Raw genomic sequence first — 21,080 nt, 5'->3', positions numbered from 1 at the left:
CTAACCTCGGGAATTTTGCTAAAGGATATGCACATTAGTGAATAGTAATTCAAAATAACCTATGCGCTTGGTGAGCAAAACCCCGCGTTAGGGGGTAAACGAGGCGAACCCATAGTGGAAATAAGCAGTAATTAACCACTCCAAGGTTTAGATGGATAGTGCTAATCACGGGCATCACTCAAGGATTAAGGCGCTTCCGTAGATGCTCTTCCCGCGCGGAGCCAAGAGACACAGCGTGCTTATTAAACGGGCTTCAACGGCAAAGTTTATTATCTTTAAGGATTTGTTTGTAACTCGCATATTGTGCGTGAAATCGCTATACTGCGCGGCCAAATTATCTTGGCCAAGACCTTGCTGGCATCAGCATGATTGTTGCAGCGGCATTTGTCAGCAACGCAGCCGGTTTAAGCCTTTTATTAAGACGTTACCCCTAGGACATACCCTTGATCTCTACCGCAAATATCACCATGCAATTCGGCCCCGAGCCATTATTTGAAAATATCTCGGCAAAATTTGGCAACGGCAACCGTTATGGTTTGATTGGCGCTAACGGCTGCGGCAAATCCACCTTTATGAAAATCTTAAGTGGCGCCCTCGCCCCGACATCGGGCAACGTGTCTATCACGCCGGGCTTAAAGGTCGGCACCCTAAGCCAAGATCAATTTGCCTTCGAGCAATACACGGTTATTGATGCAGTGATTATGGGTGATACCCAGCTGTGGAAAATCAAACAAGAACGGGACGCCATCTACGCCAAGCCAGATATGAGCGAAGAAGACGGTATGCGTGTAGGCGATCTTGAAAGCGAATTTGCCGAGATGGACGGTTACAGCGCCGAGAGCCGCGCGGGCGAAATCCTCATCGAAGCCGGTATCGAAGAGTCTTTCCACTACGGTCCTATGTCTCAGGTTGCGCCAGGCTGGAAACTGCGGGTGTTATTAGCCCAAGCGCTGTTTGCTAACCCTGATATCTTGCTACTCGACGAACCGACAAACAACTTAGATATTCATACCATTAGTTGGCTTGAAACTGAGCTGAATAAACGCAAATGTACCATGATCATCATCTCCCACGATAGGCATTTCCTTAATGCAGTGTGTACCCATATGGCGGATATCGATTACGGCGAACTGCGTATTTATCCCGGCAACTATGACTACTTTTTAGCGCAATCGGCATTGTTGCGTGAACAACTCTTAGCTGGCAACGCCAAAAAGAGCGCCGAGATTGAAGAATTACAGGACTTTGTTAACCGCTTTGGTGCCAACGCTTCTAAGGCAAAACAAGCCAGCTCGCGCGCCAAACGCATGGACAAAATTAAACTGGATGAAGTGAAATCCTCCAGCCGAATTACCCCATCGATTCGTTTCGCTGCTGGCAAGAAAATGCATCGTCAAGCCTTAGTGCTGGAAAATCTTGGCCATGGTTTTGATGGCGAAAACTTATTCGAAGGAGGTGATTTAATTCTCGAAGCTGGCGCAAAACTAGCAATTATTGGCGAGAACGGTGTGGGTAAAACCACCCTATTACGCTGTTTAGTCAATGAATTAATCCATAATGAAGGCACGATTAAGTGGTCCGAAAATGCCGCTATCGGCTATTGCCCACAGGACAGTACCAGCGATTTCGATAATGACTTGACTATTATTGAATGGATGGACCAATGGCGCCAACCCAAACATAACGATTTGATGGTACGCGCCATGTTAGGTCGTTTGCTGTTTACCGAAGATGATGCCAATAAAAAGGCTAAAAACTGCTCCGGCGGAGAGAAAAACCGTTTAATTTTCGGTAAGTTAATGATGCAAGATATCAACGTCATCATTATGGACGAACCGACTAACCATATGGATATGGAAGCAATTGAAGCGCTCAATAATGCCCTCAAAGATTTTGAAGGCACGCTGATTTTTGTCAGTCATGACCGCGAATTTGTTTCTTCGTTAGCGACTCGCATTATTGATATTCGTGATAGAAAATTGGTGAACTTTCAAGGGACGTTTGATGAGTATCTGGCAAACCTTGCCAGTGCGTAGCCCTACGGGTACTAGGTACTAAGCCTTTTTAAAGGCTTTATCCTTTGCCAATAAAAAAGACGCTTCACTCTACTCGAGATAAGCGTCTTTTTTATATCACCCTTTTTATATCACCCAGTGACTGACGACCTCATTCCGTCTTCGCTTCCACCAAAGCCGCAAGTTGCAGTAGTGACTCTTGCCAGCCTAAGTAACACATCTCCTCAGGAATGATCGCAGGAATGCCCTCCTGTACTATCTGCAAGCGGGTACCACAGGCTACCTCGGCAAGTTCAATTGTCACCTGCATCACCCCGGGTAGATTAGTATCATCAAATTGGTCGCTATGGCGGATAAGTGTATTAGGGATTAGCTCGGTATAAGTCACCTTAAAAGAATGACTGTACCCGGTCGCAAATTGGGTAAAACTCATGGAATACCCTGCACCGACAGCCAACTCAAACTCATGAATTGTCCCGACAAAGCCATAAGGTGGTAACCAACGTTCTAACGCCGCTTTATCGGTAAATGCTTTGTAGACTAACGCCGCTGGTGCACGCAACACCCTATGTAATCTCACTGTACCTCTGTTATCCGACATATCCTTATCCTTTAAAATGACGTTTAAGCACCGTGTCTAACATCAGTATTTAGCACGAGCAAAAAACAAGATTATAGTTGCTCGTGTAATTTCTATAGTTAAAATTCTCCATCTATTATTGCCTCCATCCCAGCCAATCTCTATTTAATTGACTGATCCCCCCTGGGTAAGAAGCGAGTATTTCGTCAACATTCTTAGTTCCACAACGCTGCGTACTAAGGTGCTCAAATAACCGCCTTAATAACTGTTTGCCATTTTTATGTTGAAACAAGAAGCGAACAAAACTGTGAGAATGTTGATAGAGCGCATCTTGCATCTGTCCTTGCCAATCTTGTTCTGATACAAGTAGCTCAACAAGCCCCATTGATAAATGAGCTTTATCATCTACAAAAACCATATTCGACTTGTTCCGAGTATTATTGTTAATAATTGATTCATATCGAGTATTTAACTCAACGGTTTCTAAGAATTCTGAAGATTCAAAGTACTCAGCAAGTCCTTCATTTAACCAGCGAGGTATACCACCAAATTGTCCGGCATTGATTACATGAACACTCTCATGGATTGCAGTTCTAAATGCTTGGGCATCTTCACGATGCCATACTGCTGCTAGGTTATGTTGACCGGAATAAAATCCTTGGCTTGCACCTACTTGAGAAGCATAACGTGCCTTTAATTTGTTATAAGCGGACAGGTTTCCAGCCAACATTAAGTTGACTTTGATTGGATGAAGCTGACGTTTTGGTAAGTATTTTCGGTAAATACTATCAATGTCTTTAATCGTTGCATTAAGACGATCTCGAAAAAATGGTGGAGGAGTCGTAGCCAATGAATCAATTTTTAACTCAAAACTATATTGCGGCTCTGTGTAAAGTGTCAGCTGACTATTCTTAATTGCATGGCTACTATCAGAGAAATGTGTCAGCCCTTTTTCATCAACCCAAGTATATATTCTTCTTTGCTTAGCCTCTTCTCCCTGTTTTACTACCAAGTCATTACATCCATCAAAATCCATTTGGTGTGTTTCATTTTCCACAATCCGAGGTGTTATTTGACTGATTGTGGGCGGAACATCTGATGCAGTGCACCAATCCCATTGATAAGCAGCACAGTAGTGATGAACAGGCTTCATAATATTAGTCACTAGTTGGCTGGTCTCAATGCGGCTCCATCGACCTTGATAGTGAAAGTAATCGACTAGCAAAGCGATAATGGCCATTGAAAATAACGTTACAAAAATATGCTTTGTGCGGCTTTCCATTGCCACCACTCCCTAAGATTCAATGACGATTAAGCTCACGAGTGAACACATAAACCTTCTCTTCAATAGGCAAAAGTTCAATACCAAGATGTGTTGAAATAAGACATTATTTGATCAGTCAGCAAGCTACAACATCAAAATACACAACACTATAATATTCACTTAAGACTAAACAAAATATCCATCGAAAAAGACTTGTTTTGCCGCATTTTTTCTCCATTGGTTTACACTCATAAGGTACCCAACAAAACACAACTAAATGAATTGGGTTAATTAATCCTTAAGGGGTATTGCATACGCAGCACCGGTGCACCAGTTTATTCTGTAAATCCTTATCATGGTGATGGTTTTATGAGTCTTGAAGAATCCTTAGAACAACTCAAACGTCAGTACTTACATGCTTTGCCTGATAAAAAGAAACAAATCATTACGTTATGGATCTCACTACGGAAAAACTGGCAAGGACATATGCTGTCAGCCGTTTATCGCGAAGTGCATAATTTAAAAGGTTCCTGTGAAACCTTTGGCTTAATCGAGACCAAAGATCTAGTCGATAAGCTTGAGCTTCAATTGAAACATCTTCTCGACACCCCAGCACCAACGCTAAATGTGATCAAAGGCCTAGATACGCTTTTTCACCAGTTACTGCAAAATAATCAGCATTGTCAGCCTGCGGCCCCCGTGGTTGAGGCGCAAATGCAACAAAGCCCCTATAAACCCTCAAAGTCTCGCCATGAATACTGTATTGCCATCATCGAAGATGACAGTAATGTGGGCTTAATGATCACAAAACAACTACACGAGTTTGGTTTTAATGTGCAACATTTCTTAAATTTTACCGACTTTCTCAAGGTGCAATACTCAAGTCCATTCGATTTAATTTTATTAGATCTTATCTTGCCCGATTATACCGAAGAGGCACTATTCGAAGCTGCCACCGAATTTGAGAAAAATAATACTCGGGTATTTGTATTATCTTCTCGTGGCGATTTTGATATGCGTTTATTAGCGATTCGTGCCAATGTCAGCGAGTATTTTGTTAAACCGGCCGAAACAACATTGTTGGTTCGTAAAATTCATCAATGGCTCAAAATGTCCGATAAGCCTCCCCTCAAAGTGCTGTTAGTGGATGATCAGCAATCGATGGTGGATTATTTTTCGAGCTTGTTACGTAGCCATGGGTTAATGGTTAGAGGCATGACCAAACCCGAGCACGTCATGCCAACCCTGGAGCAATTTGAACCGGATTTATTTATCTTTGATCTCTATATGCCGGAGGTAAATGGCTTAGAACTGGCAAGAATGATCCGTCAGCTCGATAAATATACTTCAAGCCCTATTTTAGTGTTGAGCTCAGATGACACCATGCAAAATAAAGTCAGCATTATTCAGGCGGGATCCGATGATCTTATCTCTAAACAAACGGCCCCCAGCCTCTTTGTTACCCAAGTGATTTCCCGCGCGCAACGTGGCCATGATATACGCAGTTCTGCCAGCCGTGACAGTTTAACGGGCTTATTGAATCATACTCAAATCCTTGTTGCGGCTCGTCATAGTTTCAGCTTAGCCAAACGAGCAAACTCTTGCGTATGTATCGCGATGCTGGATCTAGATCACTTTAAGCAAGTGAATGATACTTATGGCCATTCAGGTGGTGATAAGGTTCTATTAGCTTTTTCGCACCTGTTACAACAGTCCCTACGCCCTGCGGATTTTATGGGGCGTTATGGCGGCGAGGAGTTTATGCTGGTCATACCTGACATGCCCGCACCGCTGGCGATTGCCAAAATTAATGCCATTCGCGAAAGCTTTAGCCATATTGTGTTTGTTGAAGAAGGCGCCGAATTTAAAGTCACATTGAGTGGTGGTTTGGCATTTTCAACCGAATGTCATCAGTTTCAAGAGTGTTTATTATTAGCGGATAAAAACTTGTATGAAGCCAAACGAAGCGGACGAAATTGTATTATCAATACTTTAGTTTAATGTATTACCTAGGGTAAAAATCAGTATGACCTAGTCTCGTTTTAATGATGCCAAATACTGGAGCAGTTTATCCCCTAATTGAGGCAATTCTACTATATGATGAATCGCGCCGCGTTTGATCGCCTCTTTAGGCATACCAAATACCACACAACTCTGCTCTCCTTGGGCAAAGGTTTTGCCACCTTGCTTATCTATCGCTTCCATCCCATCGGCCCCATCTTTACCCATACCAGTTAGGATCACAGCTGTCACATTCGCGCCTGCATATTGAGCCACTGAATGGAATAACACGTCCACCGATGGCCTATGCCCACTGACTTTGTCACCTTGGCTAAGCTTTGCTTTAAAACTCCCACCAACTTTGATGATTTCTAAGTGCTGATCCCCTGGTGCAATGTAGGCATAACAAGGTAATAACCGCTCCCCTTCCTCAGCTTGCTTTACATTAAGGCGAGTGAGTTTGTTTAGTCGTTCTGCAAAGGTACGGGTAAATCCGGCAGGCATATGTTGCGTAATCACAATTGGCGGCATAACCGCAGGAAATTGTTGTAAAAGATGCAAAATAGCCTCGGTCCCGCCAGTGGAAGCTCCAATAGCCACTAACTGGGTATTAACAGTACGTTGATTTAAGGCAGATTTTAAACTGGGTTTCAGCGTTATGGTCGGCGCAGGCAGGCTTTGCAACTTTGCCTTTGCCGCAGACTTAATTTTTTCGAGGATTAAATCCTGATATTCATTAAATCCCTGAGGTGAATCCAGCTTAGGCTTAGGAATAAAATCCACAGCTCCCAGAGCTAGTGCATTGAATGTCGCATCTGCGCCCTCTTCGGTTAAGGCAGAAATCATCACGACAGCTGTTGGTCTTGCCTTCATTAATCGATCTAAAAACGTGAGTCCATCAACCTTTGGCATTTCAATATCTAAGGTAATCACATCTGGCCGAAATTGATTCACCATATCCTTGGCCATATAGGCATCGACAGCCATGCCAACGAGACACAACTCAGGATCGGACTCGACCATCCTGCCCAACAGACTGCGGATTAAGGCTGAATCGTCTACCACTAATACCTTTATTGCCATCTGCTATTCACCAAAGAGTTCCACATCCCCACCACTCGGAAGATTTTTAATCCGTAAGCGGTATTCACTTTCCCTATCCATAATAGTGCTATTATGCATCGTCTTGATTTTTCTAACTTTAACTAATCCTGTTTCCGGGAAGAAGTACACTTTACGCGGGTAAATATCGAGTAAGTCCGCAGCGATGACGGGTATTTGCTCTATCTGCAAGTAATCCAACACAAATTCAGCATTACGCTCGCCAATATTGTGTAATGTTAATCCTGATAGCATGTTGCCACCACCAAACACCTTCGCTTCAATGAACTGCCGTCTTGCACCTAATTTCAATAAATCATTGATCAGCAACTCCATCGCATAGACACCATAACGCGCTGATTCAGCTAAAATACCATTTCCATGATTATCGCAACTGGGCAATAAAAAGTGATTCATGCCACCAATTTTCCGTTCGAGATCATATAAGCAAACGGCAATACACGACCCTAATACAGTCACAATTAAGTTACCCTCCCGAGTGGCATAATATTCACCCGGCATAATTTTCACGGCTTCACAATCAAACAAGTGATCAAAATACCGATTTGGCCCTAGGGCAGGATATTCAATATTCGGTCTTAGCACTCGTTTTTCCCTTTACGGCCTGATAAGTAGTTTGTCCTACAGGGGTGAGGATCTGTGGAAACATATTGAAATTTTCAGAATGTCCCGCGATATATAACCCCTCTTCCGTTAGTGACAGCACCATATGTTTTAAAATGGCTTCTTGAGTTGCTTTATCGAAATAAATCATTACATTTCGGCAAAAAATAATATCGACGGGGGTTTTAATCGACCAAAAAGAATCAACTAAGTTGATTCGAGTAAACTGCAACATTTGCTTTAATTCCGGGATCACACGGACTTGACCGAGTTTCGCCCCTTTACCCCGCTGAAAAAATAACGTTTTACGCTCATCGCTCACCGTCTCAATACGCTCTATCGGATAAATCCCCGTCTGCGCTTTTTTTAAGACGGCACTGTCAATATCTGACGCTATTATCTCAATCGGCGTATTAAATCGACCAAAATGCTCAGCGACGACCATAGCTATCGAATAAGGTTCTTCACCCGTGCTACTTGCAGCACACCAGATCCGTTTTGTGTGTGGATGAGTCTGTAAATAGCGTTTTAACACCTCAAAATGATGCGGCTCACGAAAGAACGCGGTTTGATTAGTCGTGAGTGCATTAATAAATTCCTGGTGTTCGCATTCATTCGCTTGTAAATACTCTAAATAAGCCGTAAATCCCGACAATTTCAGTACCCTAATTCGCCTCACTAATCGGCTATACACCATAGCGTCTTTACTGTCGGCTAATTTTATACCAGCGAACCGATACAGCAGGGTCTTCACCGCCTTAAAGTGAGCCAATGTAAACACATATTCCTTACCTAGCGGTCTGAGATCACTCAATCAAAAGTCTTCCCATTCATCTTGATCGACTTTATTTAACCTAGGCTTAGGCGTCATTGCTTTAGGTTTCGTGGACACTCGTGCTAATGAGGGGGTTTTAGTCGCTATTTTTTTAAGCTCAGAGGTGCGGCCAATTACGCTTGTTTCCTCATCGACTTTGAAATTTGCAACACTATCAGCTAGTTGCTGCGCCTGAGATTGCATACTTTCAGCTGCCGCAGCGGCTTCTTCGACTAACGCCGCATTTTGCTGCGTCATTTCATCCATTTGCACAACGGCTTTGCCTATTTCATCGATCCCAATCGCTTGCTCATTAGAGGCGGAGGCTATTTCCGCCATAATGTCGTTCACTCGTTTGATTGCAATGACAATTTCCTTCATGGTATCGCCGGATTTTCCGACGAGGCTATTGCCGCTCTCAATTTTACTGACCGAGTCAGAGATTAATGCCTTAATGTCTTTCGCTGCATTTGCAGAACGTTGAGCCAAGCTTCGCACTTCTGAGGCCACGACCGCAAACCCCCGCCCCTGCTCACCGGCTCTGGCTGCCTCGACCGCAGCATTGAGCGCCAATATATTGGTTTGAAAGGCAATACCATCGATCACGCCAATAATATCGGCAATTTTGCGCGCGGATTCGTTGATTGACGCCATGGTTTGCACGACTTGCTGGATAAGCTCTCCCCCATCTTCAGCCACATCGGCAGCTTTTGAAGCTAAGGCATTGGCTTGGCTGGCATTATCAGCATTTAATTTTACAGTTCCCGTTAACTCTTCCATGCTGGCGGAAGTTTCTTCGAGACTCGAGGCTTGCTCCTCTGTTCGACTGGACAGATCGGCATTGCCTTGAGCGATTTCAGTAGATGCGGTATTGATGGTATCAGCTGCTTTTTGAATATCTCTTATCATGTAAGAGAGCTTTTCAGCGGTTTGGTTTGAATAGTTTTTTAAATCATTAAAGGTGCCTTCATACTCGTTATAAATCCTCGTGGTCAAATCCCCTTCAGCCATGGCCATTAGCACACGAGCAACATCTTGTAATCCTCTATCAGAGGTTTCAATCAAAGCATTGAGGCTATTCGCTAACATTAAGAAAAAACCCTGCTTACTTTGACTATCAACACGTTGGGTAAAGTCTCCCGCAGCGGCTGCCCCAACGATCCGAGCAATTTCTTGTTCAACTTGTACTTCTTCAGTACGGTCGAGCCACTCAACAACTGTGCCTAACCGTTCACCTGACTTTGCAATAATCGGGCTTGCCGTTAGACGGAAATGACAACTCGCCACTTTGATCTGCGACTCATATTTACGATCGAGCTTGTCAAGCAGACTCGCTTGATGCGCCGGATTACGGTGGAAGATATCCATAGAACTACCGATGATCTTATCCACGGCGAAATGGGGTAAAACCTGGCGAATTTCACTTTCAGAGCGGCGTAACATGGCTTCAACTGAACGGTTCATATAAATAATGGTTCGATTGGCATCGGCGATCATCACATTGGTGCTTGTGTTATTGAGCGCTTCTAATATGCGTTGGGTTGCCCGTTCAGCTTCAATACTTTCAGTGCGGTCAATCCACTCAACACCAGTCCCTAAATGCTTATTATCACGGGAAATAATAGGTGTCAGTATCAATTTAAAGGTACGCTTACCAATGCTGATTTGTGCCGTATGTGGTTGTGTTAATCTTTCTAGCATATTGCGCTGATGAGCGGGATTAACATGGAAGATATCGATATTACTGCCAACGATCTTGGCAACGGAAAACTGGGGTAACTGTTTACGGATATCAGCCTCAGCCTCTGACAGCATATTCAGTACGGCTTTATTGGCGTAAATGATATTGCGCTCACTATCGGCAATCATGAAATTATTACCACTGTTATCGAGCAATTGGAAATAACGTTGGCGCTCTTCATCTCGACGTTGGCGCTCTTCGGTATTACCGAAAATATCTAAGATACCCATAGTGTTTACTCCTGCTCAGAAAGACTGTTTGTATCCATTAGCCCCAACTCATCACTGCTGATAAGAGCTTGAATATTGACCAAAATAATCATTTTTTCTTCAACGGTTGCGAGACCTTTGAGATAGCGACTATCAAAGGCAGCGCCAAATTGCGGGGCGGGTAAAATAGCTTCACTCGCCAGTTTAATGACATCTGAAACAGCATCGACCACGATGCCGACAATTCGGTCACAAACATTGAGCATAATCACTATCGTGAACTCATCATAAGTAGCTGTTCCGACATTAAATTTCATTCGTAAATCGACAATCGGTACGATATCACCACGCAGGTTAAGCACTCCTTTAATAAAACTGGGCGCATTGGCAATTTTTGTGACAGGCTCGTAACCTCTTATTTCTTTTACCGACATAATGTCCAATGCATAGTGTTCTTCACCCAGCACAAAACTTAAAAACTCTACTTCATCATGGGCACTAAATTCCGGTTTAGGGCCGAGCAATGTGCGACTTTCCATTAGCATGTCCTCAGTTAATGCTTAATATGCTGGGCCAGTGATTCCACATCGAGAATTAAAGCGACACTACCATCTCCCATGATGGTGGCTCCAGACACGCCAGGGATCCGACGATAATGTTTTTCAAGACTTTTAATCACAACCTGCTGCTGACCAACCAATGCATCAACAAACAATCCAAAACGTTTATTGTTGCTTTCAAGGAGCACCACAATGCCCTCTTCGGGACGCTTGGCAAACGGATCGATTTCCATCAATTGATGCAGGTTTAATAGGGGTAAATATTCTTCCCTGACTCGGATTAAACGCTCGTGAGCGAAGGACGTTAGCTGCTCATTATGGGGTTGTATTGATTCGATAATATGGACAAGCGGTAAAATATAGATTTGATTCCCCACACTCACACTCATCCCATCAACAATGGCTAAGGTCAGTGGCAATTGAATTTCAAAGGTAGCCCCATGACCCGCCACGGAATCGATATCGATTCGTCCGCCTAGTGCTTCAATATTTCGACGAACAACATCCATCCCGACACCACGGCCAGAAACATCAGTAATTTCCTTGGCGGTCGAAAATCCGGCGGTAAAAATCAGTTGCCAAATCAGTTTATCCGGCATGTTATCCGCAACTGGCATATTATTTTCTCGGGCTTTTTGTAAGATCCTCTCGCGATGTAATCCAGCACCATCATCGTGCACAGCAATGACAATACAGCCCCCCCGCTGACTTGCTTTAAGCGATAATTGGGCCGTTTCAGCTTTACCCAACGCACGCCTGACTTCTGGTTTTTCAATACCATGGTCTAAACTATTGCGTACTAGATGCGTGAGCGGATCGACCAGCTTTTCAATCATGCCCTTATCGATTTCCGTGTTGCCACCTTCGATCACGAGATTGACATTTTTGCCGAGTTGTTCTGATAAATCCCTGACTAATCGATGAAACCGGTTGAATACAAAGGAAACTGGCAACATTCGGACCGACATCACAGCCTCTTGCATCTCCCGCGTATTTCGCTCAAGTTCGACCAATGCAGTCTTAAGCCTTTCACCCAATTCACCCGACAGCTCATTACCAATGAGGGTCAACATTGACTGGGTAATAACCAATTCACCCGCAAGATTGACTAGGGTATCGATTTTGGAGGTTTCGACTCTTAATGTGGCATCTTGAGTGGTCGTGTTGACTTTTTTAGTCGCAACAGTTGTTTGTGGTGATGTGACCGCAGAAGCCACATGCTGATTTGATGCATTTGAAGTAACCAAATCTGTGGGTTCTGTTTTTTCGGTTTGCGTGACTTTGCCTGTATAACGAGGCACTTTAGCACCGGAATGATGACTAATAGGCTCTGCAATTGGCTCAATGATGGGATGTGCTGGATTAGTTTTAATCTGCACTAAAGCATCAATTTCACTGTCAATGCTTTCAGCTGTTAAAGACTCAAAGAAACCAAAACCTAAGTCATCGTCAGGCGCTGTACTAAGTTGCTGACTATTTGTGACCGTTTTGCTTAAATCATCAATACTAATTTCTTTCGCAATATACGCTTCATCAAAAAAACCAAAATCTTGATTTTCAATGGCTAAGGTTAATTTGACATCATCTTCAAAAAAACCAAAGCCGAGATCATTCTCGTCACAGGCCTTGGGTAAAACCGTTGCTGTGTGTGGCACTGCTGTTTGAATTGGCGAAGTGAACGTTTCGTTAGAATGGGTAATCGAAAAAGGCTCACCATTTAATGCTGCAATTAATTGATTTTTAGCAAATTCAACCTGTTGCCAATCAATTGGTGAATCTTCACGATACAAGCTAAGAATGTGGGATAGCGTGTCAACCGTCTTCAAAAGTAAATCAATGACCCCGGAAGATAACTCAAATGTACCCTTTCTCACTTTATCGAGTAGGTTTTCCATTACGTGAGTGACACTGGTGAGCGCCGTAAAGCCAAAAATACCACTGCCTCCCTTAATAGAGTGCGCCGCTCGAAAAATAGTATTTAACTCCTCGGGATCTGGCGACTGAAGATCGAGGGCAATAAGCAGTTGCTCCATGCTTTCAAGATGCTCATGGCTTTCTTCAAAAAAGACTTGATGAAACTCAGCCATATTAATGGACATATTGCCCCCGATACCTTCAACCCAGCACTTTGGCGGTTATTGCTAATAATTTTTGCGGGTCAAAAGGCTTAACCATCCATCCCGTTGCACCAACCGCTTTTCCTTGGGCTTTCATATCTTCTCCCGCTTCAGTGGTTAGCATTATGATTGGGGTTCGCATATATGCGGACATCCCTCGCAAAGATTTAATTAAGGTTAAACCATCCATTCTCGGCATATTTTGGTCAGTCAAAATAAAATCAAATCGCTGGCTACTACACAAATCGAGAGCCTCTTGGCCATCTTTAGCCAAAGTGACTAGATAGTTTGCTGATTTCAGCGTGGCTTCAACCATCTGTCGAATGGCAGCAGAATCATCAACAATTAATATTTTTTTACTCATGCCCTATTCCATAACCACTTTAGTGATATTACCGGGAGAAATTAATTCATAGTGTTTACATAATTTTTTCACCAGTGATAAGCCTCGTCCAGAAAGTTCAGGATAATTTGAAATCGATTTATCAAAACCAGTAAATCCTTTGCCACTATCAGACACAGTGATCAACAGTTCATACCTGTCATTCCACGTTATGCTCACTTTTACCCAATCATTTGAAGTAAGCCTATCTGCGCAGCCATCTCTTATACTATGGTACAATTCAAAGCCTTCAGGATCATTTTTTAGTCTAGAATCTAATTTTAGTACACCATGGTCGATAGCATTACTAAATAACTCGGCCACTACCGTAAATACTCTTTGACAAAAATATGTCGCAAAACCAAATGCTGATAAAAACTGGTTGAGCATACTCAAGTAATCCGCACTTAGTAGCATAGGTCCTGATATCTTGATATCCCAATCAAACTCTCCATTCTTATTTGATAATAAATGCCTAACATCTTGAGAACGATACCAGTCATGAAGACGCTGAAAATCAAGAGTGCAAACACTAATATCATCAACAATATGATTATCCAGAGAATTATTATCAAAATTTTCTTTAAAAAAATAAGGCAAGGAGTCTAACTTTTCATGAAACAGAGCATTAAGTCGCTCCATACCAAACTGAGAGTTATCAAATAATGGCTGTTCAATTAATCCATCGCTATATAGACATGCATATCCTTCGTGCGGCAAATCAATCTCAACAATGTCTGCAATAAATGTATTTGGCGGTAAAATTCCAAGCGCCATATTCGTTGACTTAAACACTTTATTTAGCCACGAATTATTATCTTGAGATTGATTATTATGTCTGAGGTGAAGAAAAACAGGCGGCATACCACCATTCCAAACATAAAGTTTATTACGAAATAAATCGGCTTCAAGAAGAATGCAGGCAACAAATCTATCATCTGGATTTTCGTAAAATAATTTTTCATTAAGCTCATAGATTAAGGTTACTAGTGAAAAGCACTTATAAACCATAGCTTTAAATGTACTTGCCACTCGCATGATAGGCATGGCAGCACTAAGACCGTGACCTGTTGAATCAGCTAGCATAATGAATAAATTACCGTTAGGTGAGACACTATTTAACAAAATATCGCCACTAAAATTCGCACTTGCTTGAGAAAATGACTTTATAAAGTCAAATTGGCTATTATCAACATTCACTAAATGCTCAAAAATATGACGAGCCAGTTGCTCTTCCCTTGCTTTTTCATAGAGCATTTTTTCGAGTTCAACACTTTGCTGCTTAACTTTTTCTTGCAATCTGATACGTGTTAATAAAATTTCAGCTTTATACCAAAACAATTCAACATTGATAGGTTTAACAACAAAATCCAATACCCCCATTTTAAAGCAATCTAAAAATGCCTGAGGTTCTTTCCTATCAGTTACAACGACAACTGGAATTTCCTTATTCAATTGACGAAGATTTTCTAGCAATGTCAACGCTGTACCATCGGACTGAAAGAAATTCACTAAAATCAAATCAATTCTGTTGATGGATATTTCAAAAAAAGCATCCTCAAGATTATCACAGATAATCACGTTATAACCTTTGCTATGAATAAAGTCACTGATAGACTGACTCACAACAGCATCATTATCGACAACCAATACAAAGTGATTAATTGCTGAGTGCTCTGACATAGCTAGGTTACTCGATGATATAAATTTTCTGCATGTTGGCGATGGTTAATATCTCCTCAGCTTGACCATGAGCTCCTTTTACTGATGTCGACATTCCCTTTTCTTGAGCTTTTCGATATAGCAGTACCATCATGCCTAACGCTGAACTATCAAGATATAACACTCGGCTAAAATCCAAAATAATATGATTAACGTCCTTAAGAGTTAAGATTTGTTGATAGTCTCGTGTAAAATTTTTGTGGTAATAAAAGTCAAATCGCTCTGGCAAGATAATGGTCTGAATGTTTGACATAATATAATATCCATTTAAAAGAGTTCGATTTCGCCACTCGTTATTTCATTCCTTGATACGGGATTATGTTTTTCATTTCGGTGCCGACTCATTTTTTCAGTCACGTCGTCACCGGTAATTCCAAACTCCTCATAAGACATAGCTGTGACTTGTTTGAGCGATTCTTTTAAATGATGTAATGCTTGATTGGTGTGTGACAAACTTTGCGAGGTTATATCACTAAATTGTAATCCCCTTATCGTATCTGAAATTGCTATTTCAAGTTCATGCGCAGATGAATCAATGCGCGCAATGACCTTAGAATCCTTTTCCGCCTTTACGATAATTTGTTTGAGTGCTGTATCAATATCTTTTTTTGCATCAATAATATAACTCATATCCTGTGCGGCAACTTTACTTACATGCTGGGTGAGTTGTTCAATCTGATTCTGAATAGATCTCAGTTGTTTTTGAATACTTTCACTAAATCCAGAACTGCGGTTAGACAATGCACGCACTTCATCCGCCACGACCGCAAAGCCTCTACCCGCTTCCCCCGCACGCGCCGCCTCAATCGCGGCATTTAAAGCGAGTAAGTTTGTTTGAGAAGATATTTGATCGATATCCTGTAAGGCCTTCATCGCCTGCGGCATGGATTCGTAAATAAGATTAACTTTCTCAAGCAATTCCATTGTTGAGGCAGACATTTCTATGGTGGATTGAATAAAGCGTTCTAACGTTTGCGACGTATTATTCGCAAATTGTTTCATCTGCTCGGAGTGAAATATCTCAGCATCATCAGTACTTTTTACTAGATCAGAGATAAATCCCGTTTGCTCAGTCATCAGCCGGCCTAAGCCATCAAAAGAATCTCCGAGTAAATTAACCGCATCTTCCTGAACCCGAAGGACATTATGGATATTATTTTCACATTCACTAACAGTCGCAATCGCCTCTTGGTATAAGCGTTGGTGCGTTTGCCAACCAAGAGCGACGCCATCCCGTTGTTCTACTTGAGATATGCTAGACACCACCGAAGATTGCTGCTGACGGTAAAATTGCCAACATAACATCACGGCAACCGCCAACACCGGACTGAGGAGCCAAAGGGTAATAGACCCCACCAAGTAACCTATTGCTATTGCAAAGACTGCGATGATGCCATCCATGTATCTCATAAACACTTCACAATAATTTATCCGTGTGTAAAAAGTAGTTTGAGATTCAGGGGTTTTCAAACAAATACGGAAAAATTTTACTTTGTTGAGGGCGTGTTGACATTTCTTGATTAGATTATCTTCGCTCTGGCAAGCTTATACTCTCGTAACACGTCGACTCAGATGACGAGAGGCAAGGAGTAGACGTTTGCCATCTGCTGCCTTGTAGCATTTGGCAACCAAAATCTCCGCAAAGCCCACAGGTTTTCGCTTCTGTAGTCAGAGATCTCGCTGTTACTAAAAATGTTTCATTAAAGATAAAAATATGATGTTTACCGCATTTAACTTAATGATTTACTAATAAACTTACCGCGCAATACCTGAATCAAAACTGTGCAGCCCCACGTGCGTAGGTTACACTGGCAGCGTCTTCGTCTGGGATGGGATCATTTATGAGTCAACGTACACTACATTCCTTATTTAAACCCACATCCGTTGCCATCATTGGCGCCTCTAATAGCGAGAAACGAGCAGGTAATGTGCTAATGAAAAACCTGCTATCCAGCGGGTTTTCTGGGCCCATCATGCCCGTTACGCCCAAATATCGCGCGGTTATGGGCGTGCTTGCCTATCCCAACATTGAAGCCTTACCGATAAAACCCGACCTCGCGGTGATTTGTACTCGTGCTAGCCGTGTACCCGCGATTGTCGAAACTCTCGCGCAATTTGGCTGTAAAGTGGCAATTATTATGGCTTCTGGGATGGCGCAGGAAGTCAACGATGATGGTGTAAGCTTACTCGACCTAGCTATGCAACATGCCAAACGTTATGGCATGCGAATCCTTGGTCCTAATAGTTTAGGGATGCTTTTACCGCCCTTAGGACTCAATGCTAGCCTTGCCCATGCGAGTGCCTTACCCGGCAAAATTGCGTTTGTATCCCAATCAGCGGCAATATGCACCACAGTGCTCGATTGGGCAAATAACAAAGGGATTGGCTTTTCGTCTTTTATTTCTCTTGGCGATGCCACTGATATTAACTTCGATGAACTGCTCGATTATCTCGGCCGCGATAGCCGTACCAGTGCCATTATGCTGTATATCGACTCAGTTAATGAGAAGCGCCATTTTCTCTCTGCTGCCCGAGCAGCCTCGCGTAATAAACCGATTTTAGTGATTAAATCGGGCCGCAGCGCCGAAGGCGTACGGGCCGCGAAACAACATACGGGCGGTATCGGTGGTAATGATGCTGTGTATGAAGCCGCCTTTAGGCGCGCGGGGATGCTGAGGGTAAATGATTTAATAGAACTTTTTGCCGCGGTTGAAAGCCTTGCCCACTCCAATCCACTGCAGGGAGAGCGATTAGGTATTATCAGTAATGGTGGCGGGCCCGCGGTATTAGCCGTCGATGAACTGATCCTCCGCGGCGGGAAATTAGCAGAATTATCCCCAGAAACGCTTGCTAAGCTTGACGCAGTACTGCCCTCGACGTGGTCGAAACAAAATCCGGTAGATATTATCGGTGATGCGAATGCTAGCCGCTATGCCAATGCGCTCTCCATCCTAATGGATAGTGAGGAATTAGATGCCATTTTAGTATTGCATTCGCCCTCAGCCCTTGGTGAAAGTGTCGAGATTGCCGATGCCTTAATTAAAGTTATCCATGCGCACCCGAAGAAAAACCGTTTAAATATCCTCACCAACTGGAGCGGTGAAGACTCGGCCTATCAAGCCCGCAAACGTTTTACCAAGGGCGGCATCTCCACCTATCGCACCCCCGAAGGTGCAGTAGGCGCCTTTATGCATATGGTGGAATATCGTCGCAATCAAAAACTGCTACAGGAAGTGCCGCAGTCGATCCCCGACAATATTCCGACCGATAGCCAAACAGCGCGAAAATTGCTGCAAGCGGCGCAGGCCAAGGGTAAAGCGGTACTCGAAACCCATGAAGCCAGCCCGATTTTGCGCGCCTATGGCCTCAATACAATCGACACTTGGTTTGTCAAAGATGCTGATGAGGCCGTCGCTATTGCCAATGAGGCGGGTTACCCCCTTGCGCTCAAGGTGCAATCACCCAATATTTTGCATAAATCCGATGTTCACGGGGTGATGCTTAATCTGACCTCGGAGGAAGACATTCGCCATGCCGCGAATGCAATTACCCAGCGGGTACATCAGGCCAATCCGGACGCCATTATCGAAGGCATGATAGTACAAAAGATGGCACTGACTGCAGGCGCGCAGGAAATCCGTGTCGCCGTGATAAGCGATCCCGTCTTTGGCCCAGCTATCTGTTTGGGTGAAGGCGGCTCAGAATGGGATCCGACTCAAGATGCAGCCGTTGCGCTTCCCCCACTGAATATGGCGCTGGCCCGTTATATGGTCATCCAAGCCCTAAAAACCCATAAGTTAAAAGATCGGCATTTGCCACTAGGGCTTGATATGAACGCCCTATGCGTGATGCTGACGCAAATATCCCATATAATTATCGACTGTCCAGAGATTGCGGCGCTGGATCTCAACCCTGTACTGGCGGCGGGGGAAAACATTACCCTGCTCGATGTGAATATCCGTCTACACGATGCCAATACGGATAATCCCTCTCGACTTGCCATCATGCCCTATCCCAAAGAGTTAGAAGAATTTGCCGAGCTAAAAAATGGCCTCAGAGTGATGCTTCGCCCCATTCTTCCCGAGGATGAGCCTAAACATTTGGCCTTTGATAACTCCCTCTCCGATGAGGACAGATATAAACGCTATTTTGGCGTACGCTCGAAAATGACCCACGAGGAAATGGCGGTATTGACTCAAATCGATTATGCCCGCGAAATGGCCTTTATCGCTACGGCCAAAGGGCCGGACGGTGATGACATTACCTTAGGCGCGGTAAGGGCCTCCATCGACCCCGATAATACCGAGGCAGAATTTGCTATGGCGGTACGGGGGGATCATCAAGGCATTGGGCTAGGTAAACTGCTGCTTGAAAAATTGATTAAATACTATCAAGCCAATGACACCCCTGTGCTTACAGGCTTTACCATGTTTGAAAACCGCAATATGGCAAGTCTTGCTAAAAGCCTAGGCTTTAAGGTGACCTTCGATATGGAAGAACATCTAATCAAAATGCATATGGACCTCAAAAGTAACAGCCCTGTCAATTCATGATATATCTAGGGTATGTTGACGTTTTAGGGTTGTTTTTGCAGCAATTTGGCGGGCGTTTATGCAAGGCAAAGTCCGTGTAGTTATTCTACATAAATGGACGATAATGCGGCAGAAACGCCCGCCAAATGCTGCCCCAAGGGTGCGTCAGGCAAGCCCTTGCTCTTACTTCCTGCCATAAGAGCCGCTCGTCATTTGAGTAGAATAACGACACAGCATTCCTCGTTTCGCGAGCACGTGCAGCCGGAACGAGCAACATTTAATCTTGAAACGTCAACACGCCCTAATGTCTTACAAATAATAAGTGCCGCTTATGCGGCACTTATTATTTGTGATGATCGCAGGTGACTCACATTATTGGTCCTGCCAAATCATTACCTGTGCGGGTTCACCATTGGTGCGGGTTGCACGGTACATCCCCTCGGTATTAAAGGGGGTAGCAACATTGCCTCGATGATCAACCGCAATCACCCCACCAGAACCGCCCGCCGTGATAAGACGTTGATTAATCACTTCATCCGCCGCTTGAATAATGGATTTTTGCTGGTATTTCACCTTAGCGCAGATATCGCCCGCCACTTGGTAGCGAATAAAAAACTCACCGTGACCCGTTGCAGATACAGCACAAACACCGTTTTCCGCATAAGTGCCCGCACCAATCACTGGCGAATCCCCGATCCGGCCAAAGCGCTTAGCCGTCATGCCGCCGGTGGATGTCCCCGCCGCTAAGTTACCGTTTTTGTCTAAAGCGACTGCGCCAACGGTGCCAAATTTATAATCGAGATCTTTCATCTCAATACCTGCAATTTGCTCGGACTTTTCAGCCGCCTGCAATTTTTGTCTGGCATCGAGTAATTGCTGATAACGGGCATCGCTATCAAAATGGCTGTTAGGTACCAGCGTAAAACCTTGAGTCAAGGCAAACTCCTCAGCGCCAGCGCCCGAGAGCATCACATGCTCGGACTTATTCATCACCGCTATAGCTAAATCGATAGGATTAGCAATATGGCGTACACCTGCCACAGCACCAGCATTCATGGTTTTACCATCCATGATAGAGGCATCTAACTCATGACCACCATCATAGGTTTAAACCGAACCGACGCCGGCGTTAAACAATGGGCTGTTTTCCAATACATTGATGGCTGTTTGTACGGCAAGTATGCTATCGCCGCCCTGTTCTAATATTTTTGAGCCCTTATCAACGGCTTCTTTTAGTTTATCTTTATAGGCTTGTCGCAGTTCAGGCGTGAGATTAGCTTTAGAAATCGTGCCTGCGCCACCGTGGATCGCAATGGCAAAAGGTTTTTCATTTGCTTGGGTATTTTGTGACATAAAAAGTGCACTCGAGAGAATTAAACTAAAGGTGGCTAATTTTATTTTCATTATTTACATCCCCT

15 protein-coding genes and 1 pseudogene are annotated in these 21,080 nt (G+C 43.6%); 3 read left to right on the top strand and 13 right to left on the bottom strand.

The features are described 5' to 3' along the window. The first annotated feature begins 443 nt into the window (after positions 1–443). Positions 444–2,036, top strand: coding sequence for an ABC-F family ATPase (locus MMG82_RS01995; protein ID WP_047537566.1), 1,593 nt, complete (start codon positions 444–446; stop codon positions 2,034–2,036). A gap of 130 nt (positions 2,037–2,166) precedes the next feature. Here the strand turns inward: MMG82_RS01995 and MMG82_RS01990 are convergent, their stop codons facing one another. Both MMG82_RS01990 and MMG82_RS01985 read right to left on the bottom strand, forming a co-directional pair. Beyond that, positions 2,167–2,616 (bottom strand): SRPBCC family protein, encoded by a 450-nt coding sequence (locus MMG82_RS01990; protein WP_241406396.1) that lies wholly within the window; start codon positions 2,614–2,616, stop codon positions 2,167–2,169. 115 nt (positions 2,617–2,731) lie between these two features. Continuing rightward, positions 2,732–3,877 (bottom strand): DUF1570 domain-containing protein, encoded by a 1,146-nt coding sequence (locus tag MMG82_RS01985; RefSeq protein ID WP_241406395.1) that lies wholly within the window; start codon positions 3,875–3,877, stop codon positions 2,732–2,734. A gap of 351 nt (positions 3,878–4,228) precedes the next feature. Between MMG82_RS01985 and MMG82_RS01980 the strand changes: the two genes are divergently transcribed. Beyond that, a complete protein-coding gene (locus MMG82_RS01980; RefSeq protein ID WP_037429090.1) occupies positions 4,229–5,860 on the top strand; it encodes a diguanylate cyclase in 1,632 nt (543 codons plus the stop codon). Between the two features lie 30 nt (positions 5,861–5,890). On the opposite strand, the gene MMG82_RS01975 is transcribed toward MMG82_RS01980, so the two are convergent. Genes MMG82_RS01975 through MMG82_RS01930 form a run of 10 tightly spaced genes read right to left on the bottom strand, consistent with a single transcriptional unit; the run spans position 5,891 to position 16,540 of the window. Further along, a complete protein-coding gene (locus MMG82_RS01975; protein ID WP_241406394.1) occupies positions 5,891–6,943 on the bottom strand; it encodes a chemotaxis response regulator protein-glutamate methylesterase in 1,053 nt (350 codons plus the stop codon). 3 nt (positions 6,944–6,946) lie between these two features. Beyond that, positions 6,947–7,567: a chemoreceptor glutamine deamidase CheD gene (cheD, locus tag MMG82_RS01970; RefSeq protein ID WP_037418018.1), complete on the bottom strand. Its 621-nt coding sequence runs from the start codon at positions 7,565–7,567 to the stop codon at positions 6,947–6,949. Then, positions 7,548–8,399, bottom strand: coding sequence for a CheR family methyltransferase (locus MMG82_RS01965; RefSeq protein WP_047537577.1), 852 nt, complete (start codon positions 8,397–8,399; stop codon positions 7,548–7,550). The genes cheD and MMG82_RS01965 overlap by 20 nt, the downstream gene beginning before the upstream one ends. Further along, complete coding sequence (locus MMG82_RS01960) at positions 8,400–10,370, bottom strand: methyl-accepting chemotaxis protein (RefSeq protein ID WP_047537580.1); 1,971 nt, start codon at positions 10,368–10,370, stop codon at positions 8,400–8,402. It lies immediately after the preceding gene. 5 nt (positions 10,371–10,375) lie between these two features. After that, positions 10,376–10,888 carry a chemotaxis protein CheW gene (locus MMG82_RS01955; RefSeq protein ID WP_037418008.1) on the bottom strand — a complete coding sequence of 171 codons (513 nt, stop codon included), beginning with the start codon at positions 10,886–10,888 and terminating at the stop codon, positions 10,376–10,378. Positions 10,889–10,902: 14 nt separating this feature from the next. Continuing rightward, complete coding sequence (locus MMG82_RS01950) at positions 10,903–13,008, bottom strand: chemotaxis protein CheA (RefSeq protein WP_047537583.1); 2,106 nt, start codon at positions 13,006–13,008, stop codon at positions 10,903–10,905. Positions 13,009–13,024: 16 nt separating this feature from the next. Next, the gene (locus MMG82_RS01945) at positions 13,025–13,390 is read right to left on the bottom strand and encodes a response regulator (protein ID WP_037418002.1); all 366 of its coding nucleotides are present in this window, start codon (positions 13,388–13,390) and stop codon (positions 13,025–13,027) included. A gap of 3 nt (positions 13,391–13,393) precedes the next feature. Next, positions 13,394–15,091, bottom strand: coding sequence for a SpoIIE family protein phosphatase (locus MMG82_RS01940; RefSeq protein ID WP_047537586.1), 1,698 nt, complete (start codon positions 15,089–15,091; stop codon positions 13,394–13,396). Positions 15,092–15,098: 7 nt separating this feature from the next. After that, positions 15,099–15,383 (bottom strand): STAS domain-containing protein, encoded by a 285-nt coding sequence (locus MMG82_RS01935; RefSeq protein WP_037429105.1) that lies wholly within the window; start codon positions 15,381–15,383, stop codon positions 15,099–15,101. Between the two features lie 14 nt (positions 15,384–15,397). Further along, positions 15,398–16,540, bottom strand: a complete 1,143-nt coding sequence (locus MMG82_RS01930) for a methyl-accepting chemotaxis protein (RefSeq protein WP_347154111.1) — start codon at positions 16,538–16,540, stop codon at positions 15,398–15,400. 431 nt (positions 16,541–16,971) lie between these two features. On the opposite strand from MMG82_RS01930, the gene MMG82_RS01925 reads away from it, so the two are divergent. Beyond that, the gene (locus tag MMG82_RS01925) at positions 16,972–19,683 is read left to right on the top strand and encodes an acetate--CoA ligase family protein (protein WP_037429109.1); all 2,712 of its coding nucleotides are present in this window, start codon (positions 16,972–16,974) and stop codon (positions 19,681–19,683) included. 351 nt (positions 19,684–20,034) lie between these two features. Here MMG82_RS01925 and MMG82_RS01920 read toward each other — a convergent pair. Continuing rightward, a pseudogene (locus MMG82_RS01920) lies at positions 20,035–21,066 on the bottom strand (isoaspartyl peptidase/L-asparaginase). Between the last annotated feature and the right edge of the window lie 14 nt (positions 21,067–21,080).

Origin of the sequence: Shewanella sp. MM_2022_3 (assembly GCF_022557375.1) — a bacterium.
In the GTDB taxonomy this organism is placed as follows: Bacteria; Pseudomonadota; Gammaproteobacteria; order Enterobacterales; family Shewanellaceae; genus Shewanella; species Shewanella xiamenensis.
Note: the sequence above shows the minus strand (reverse complement) of the source record. Positions and strands in the feature narration are given on the sequence as shown.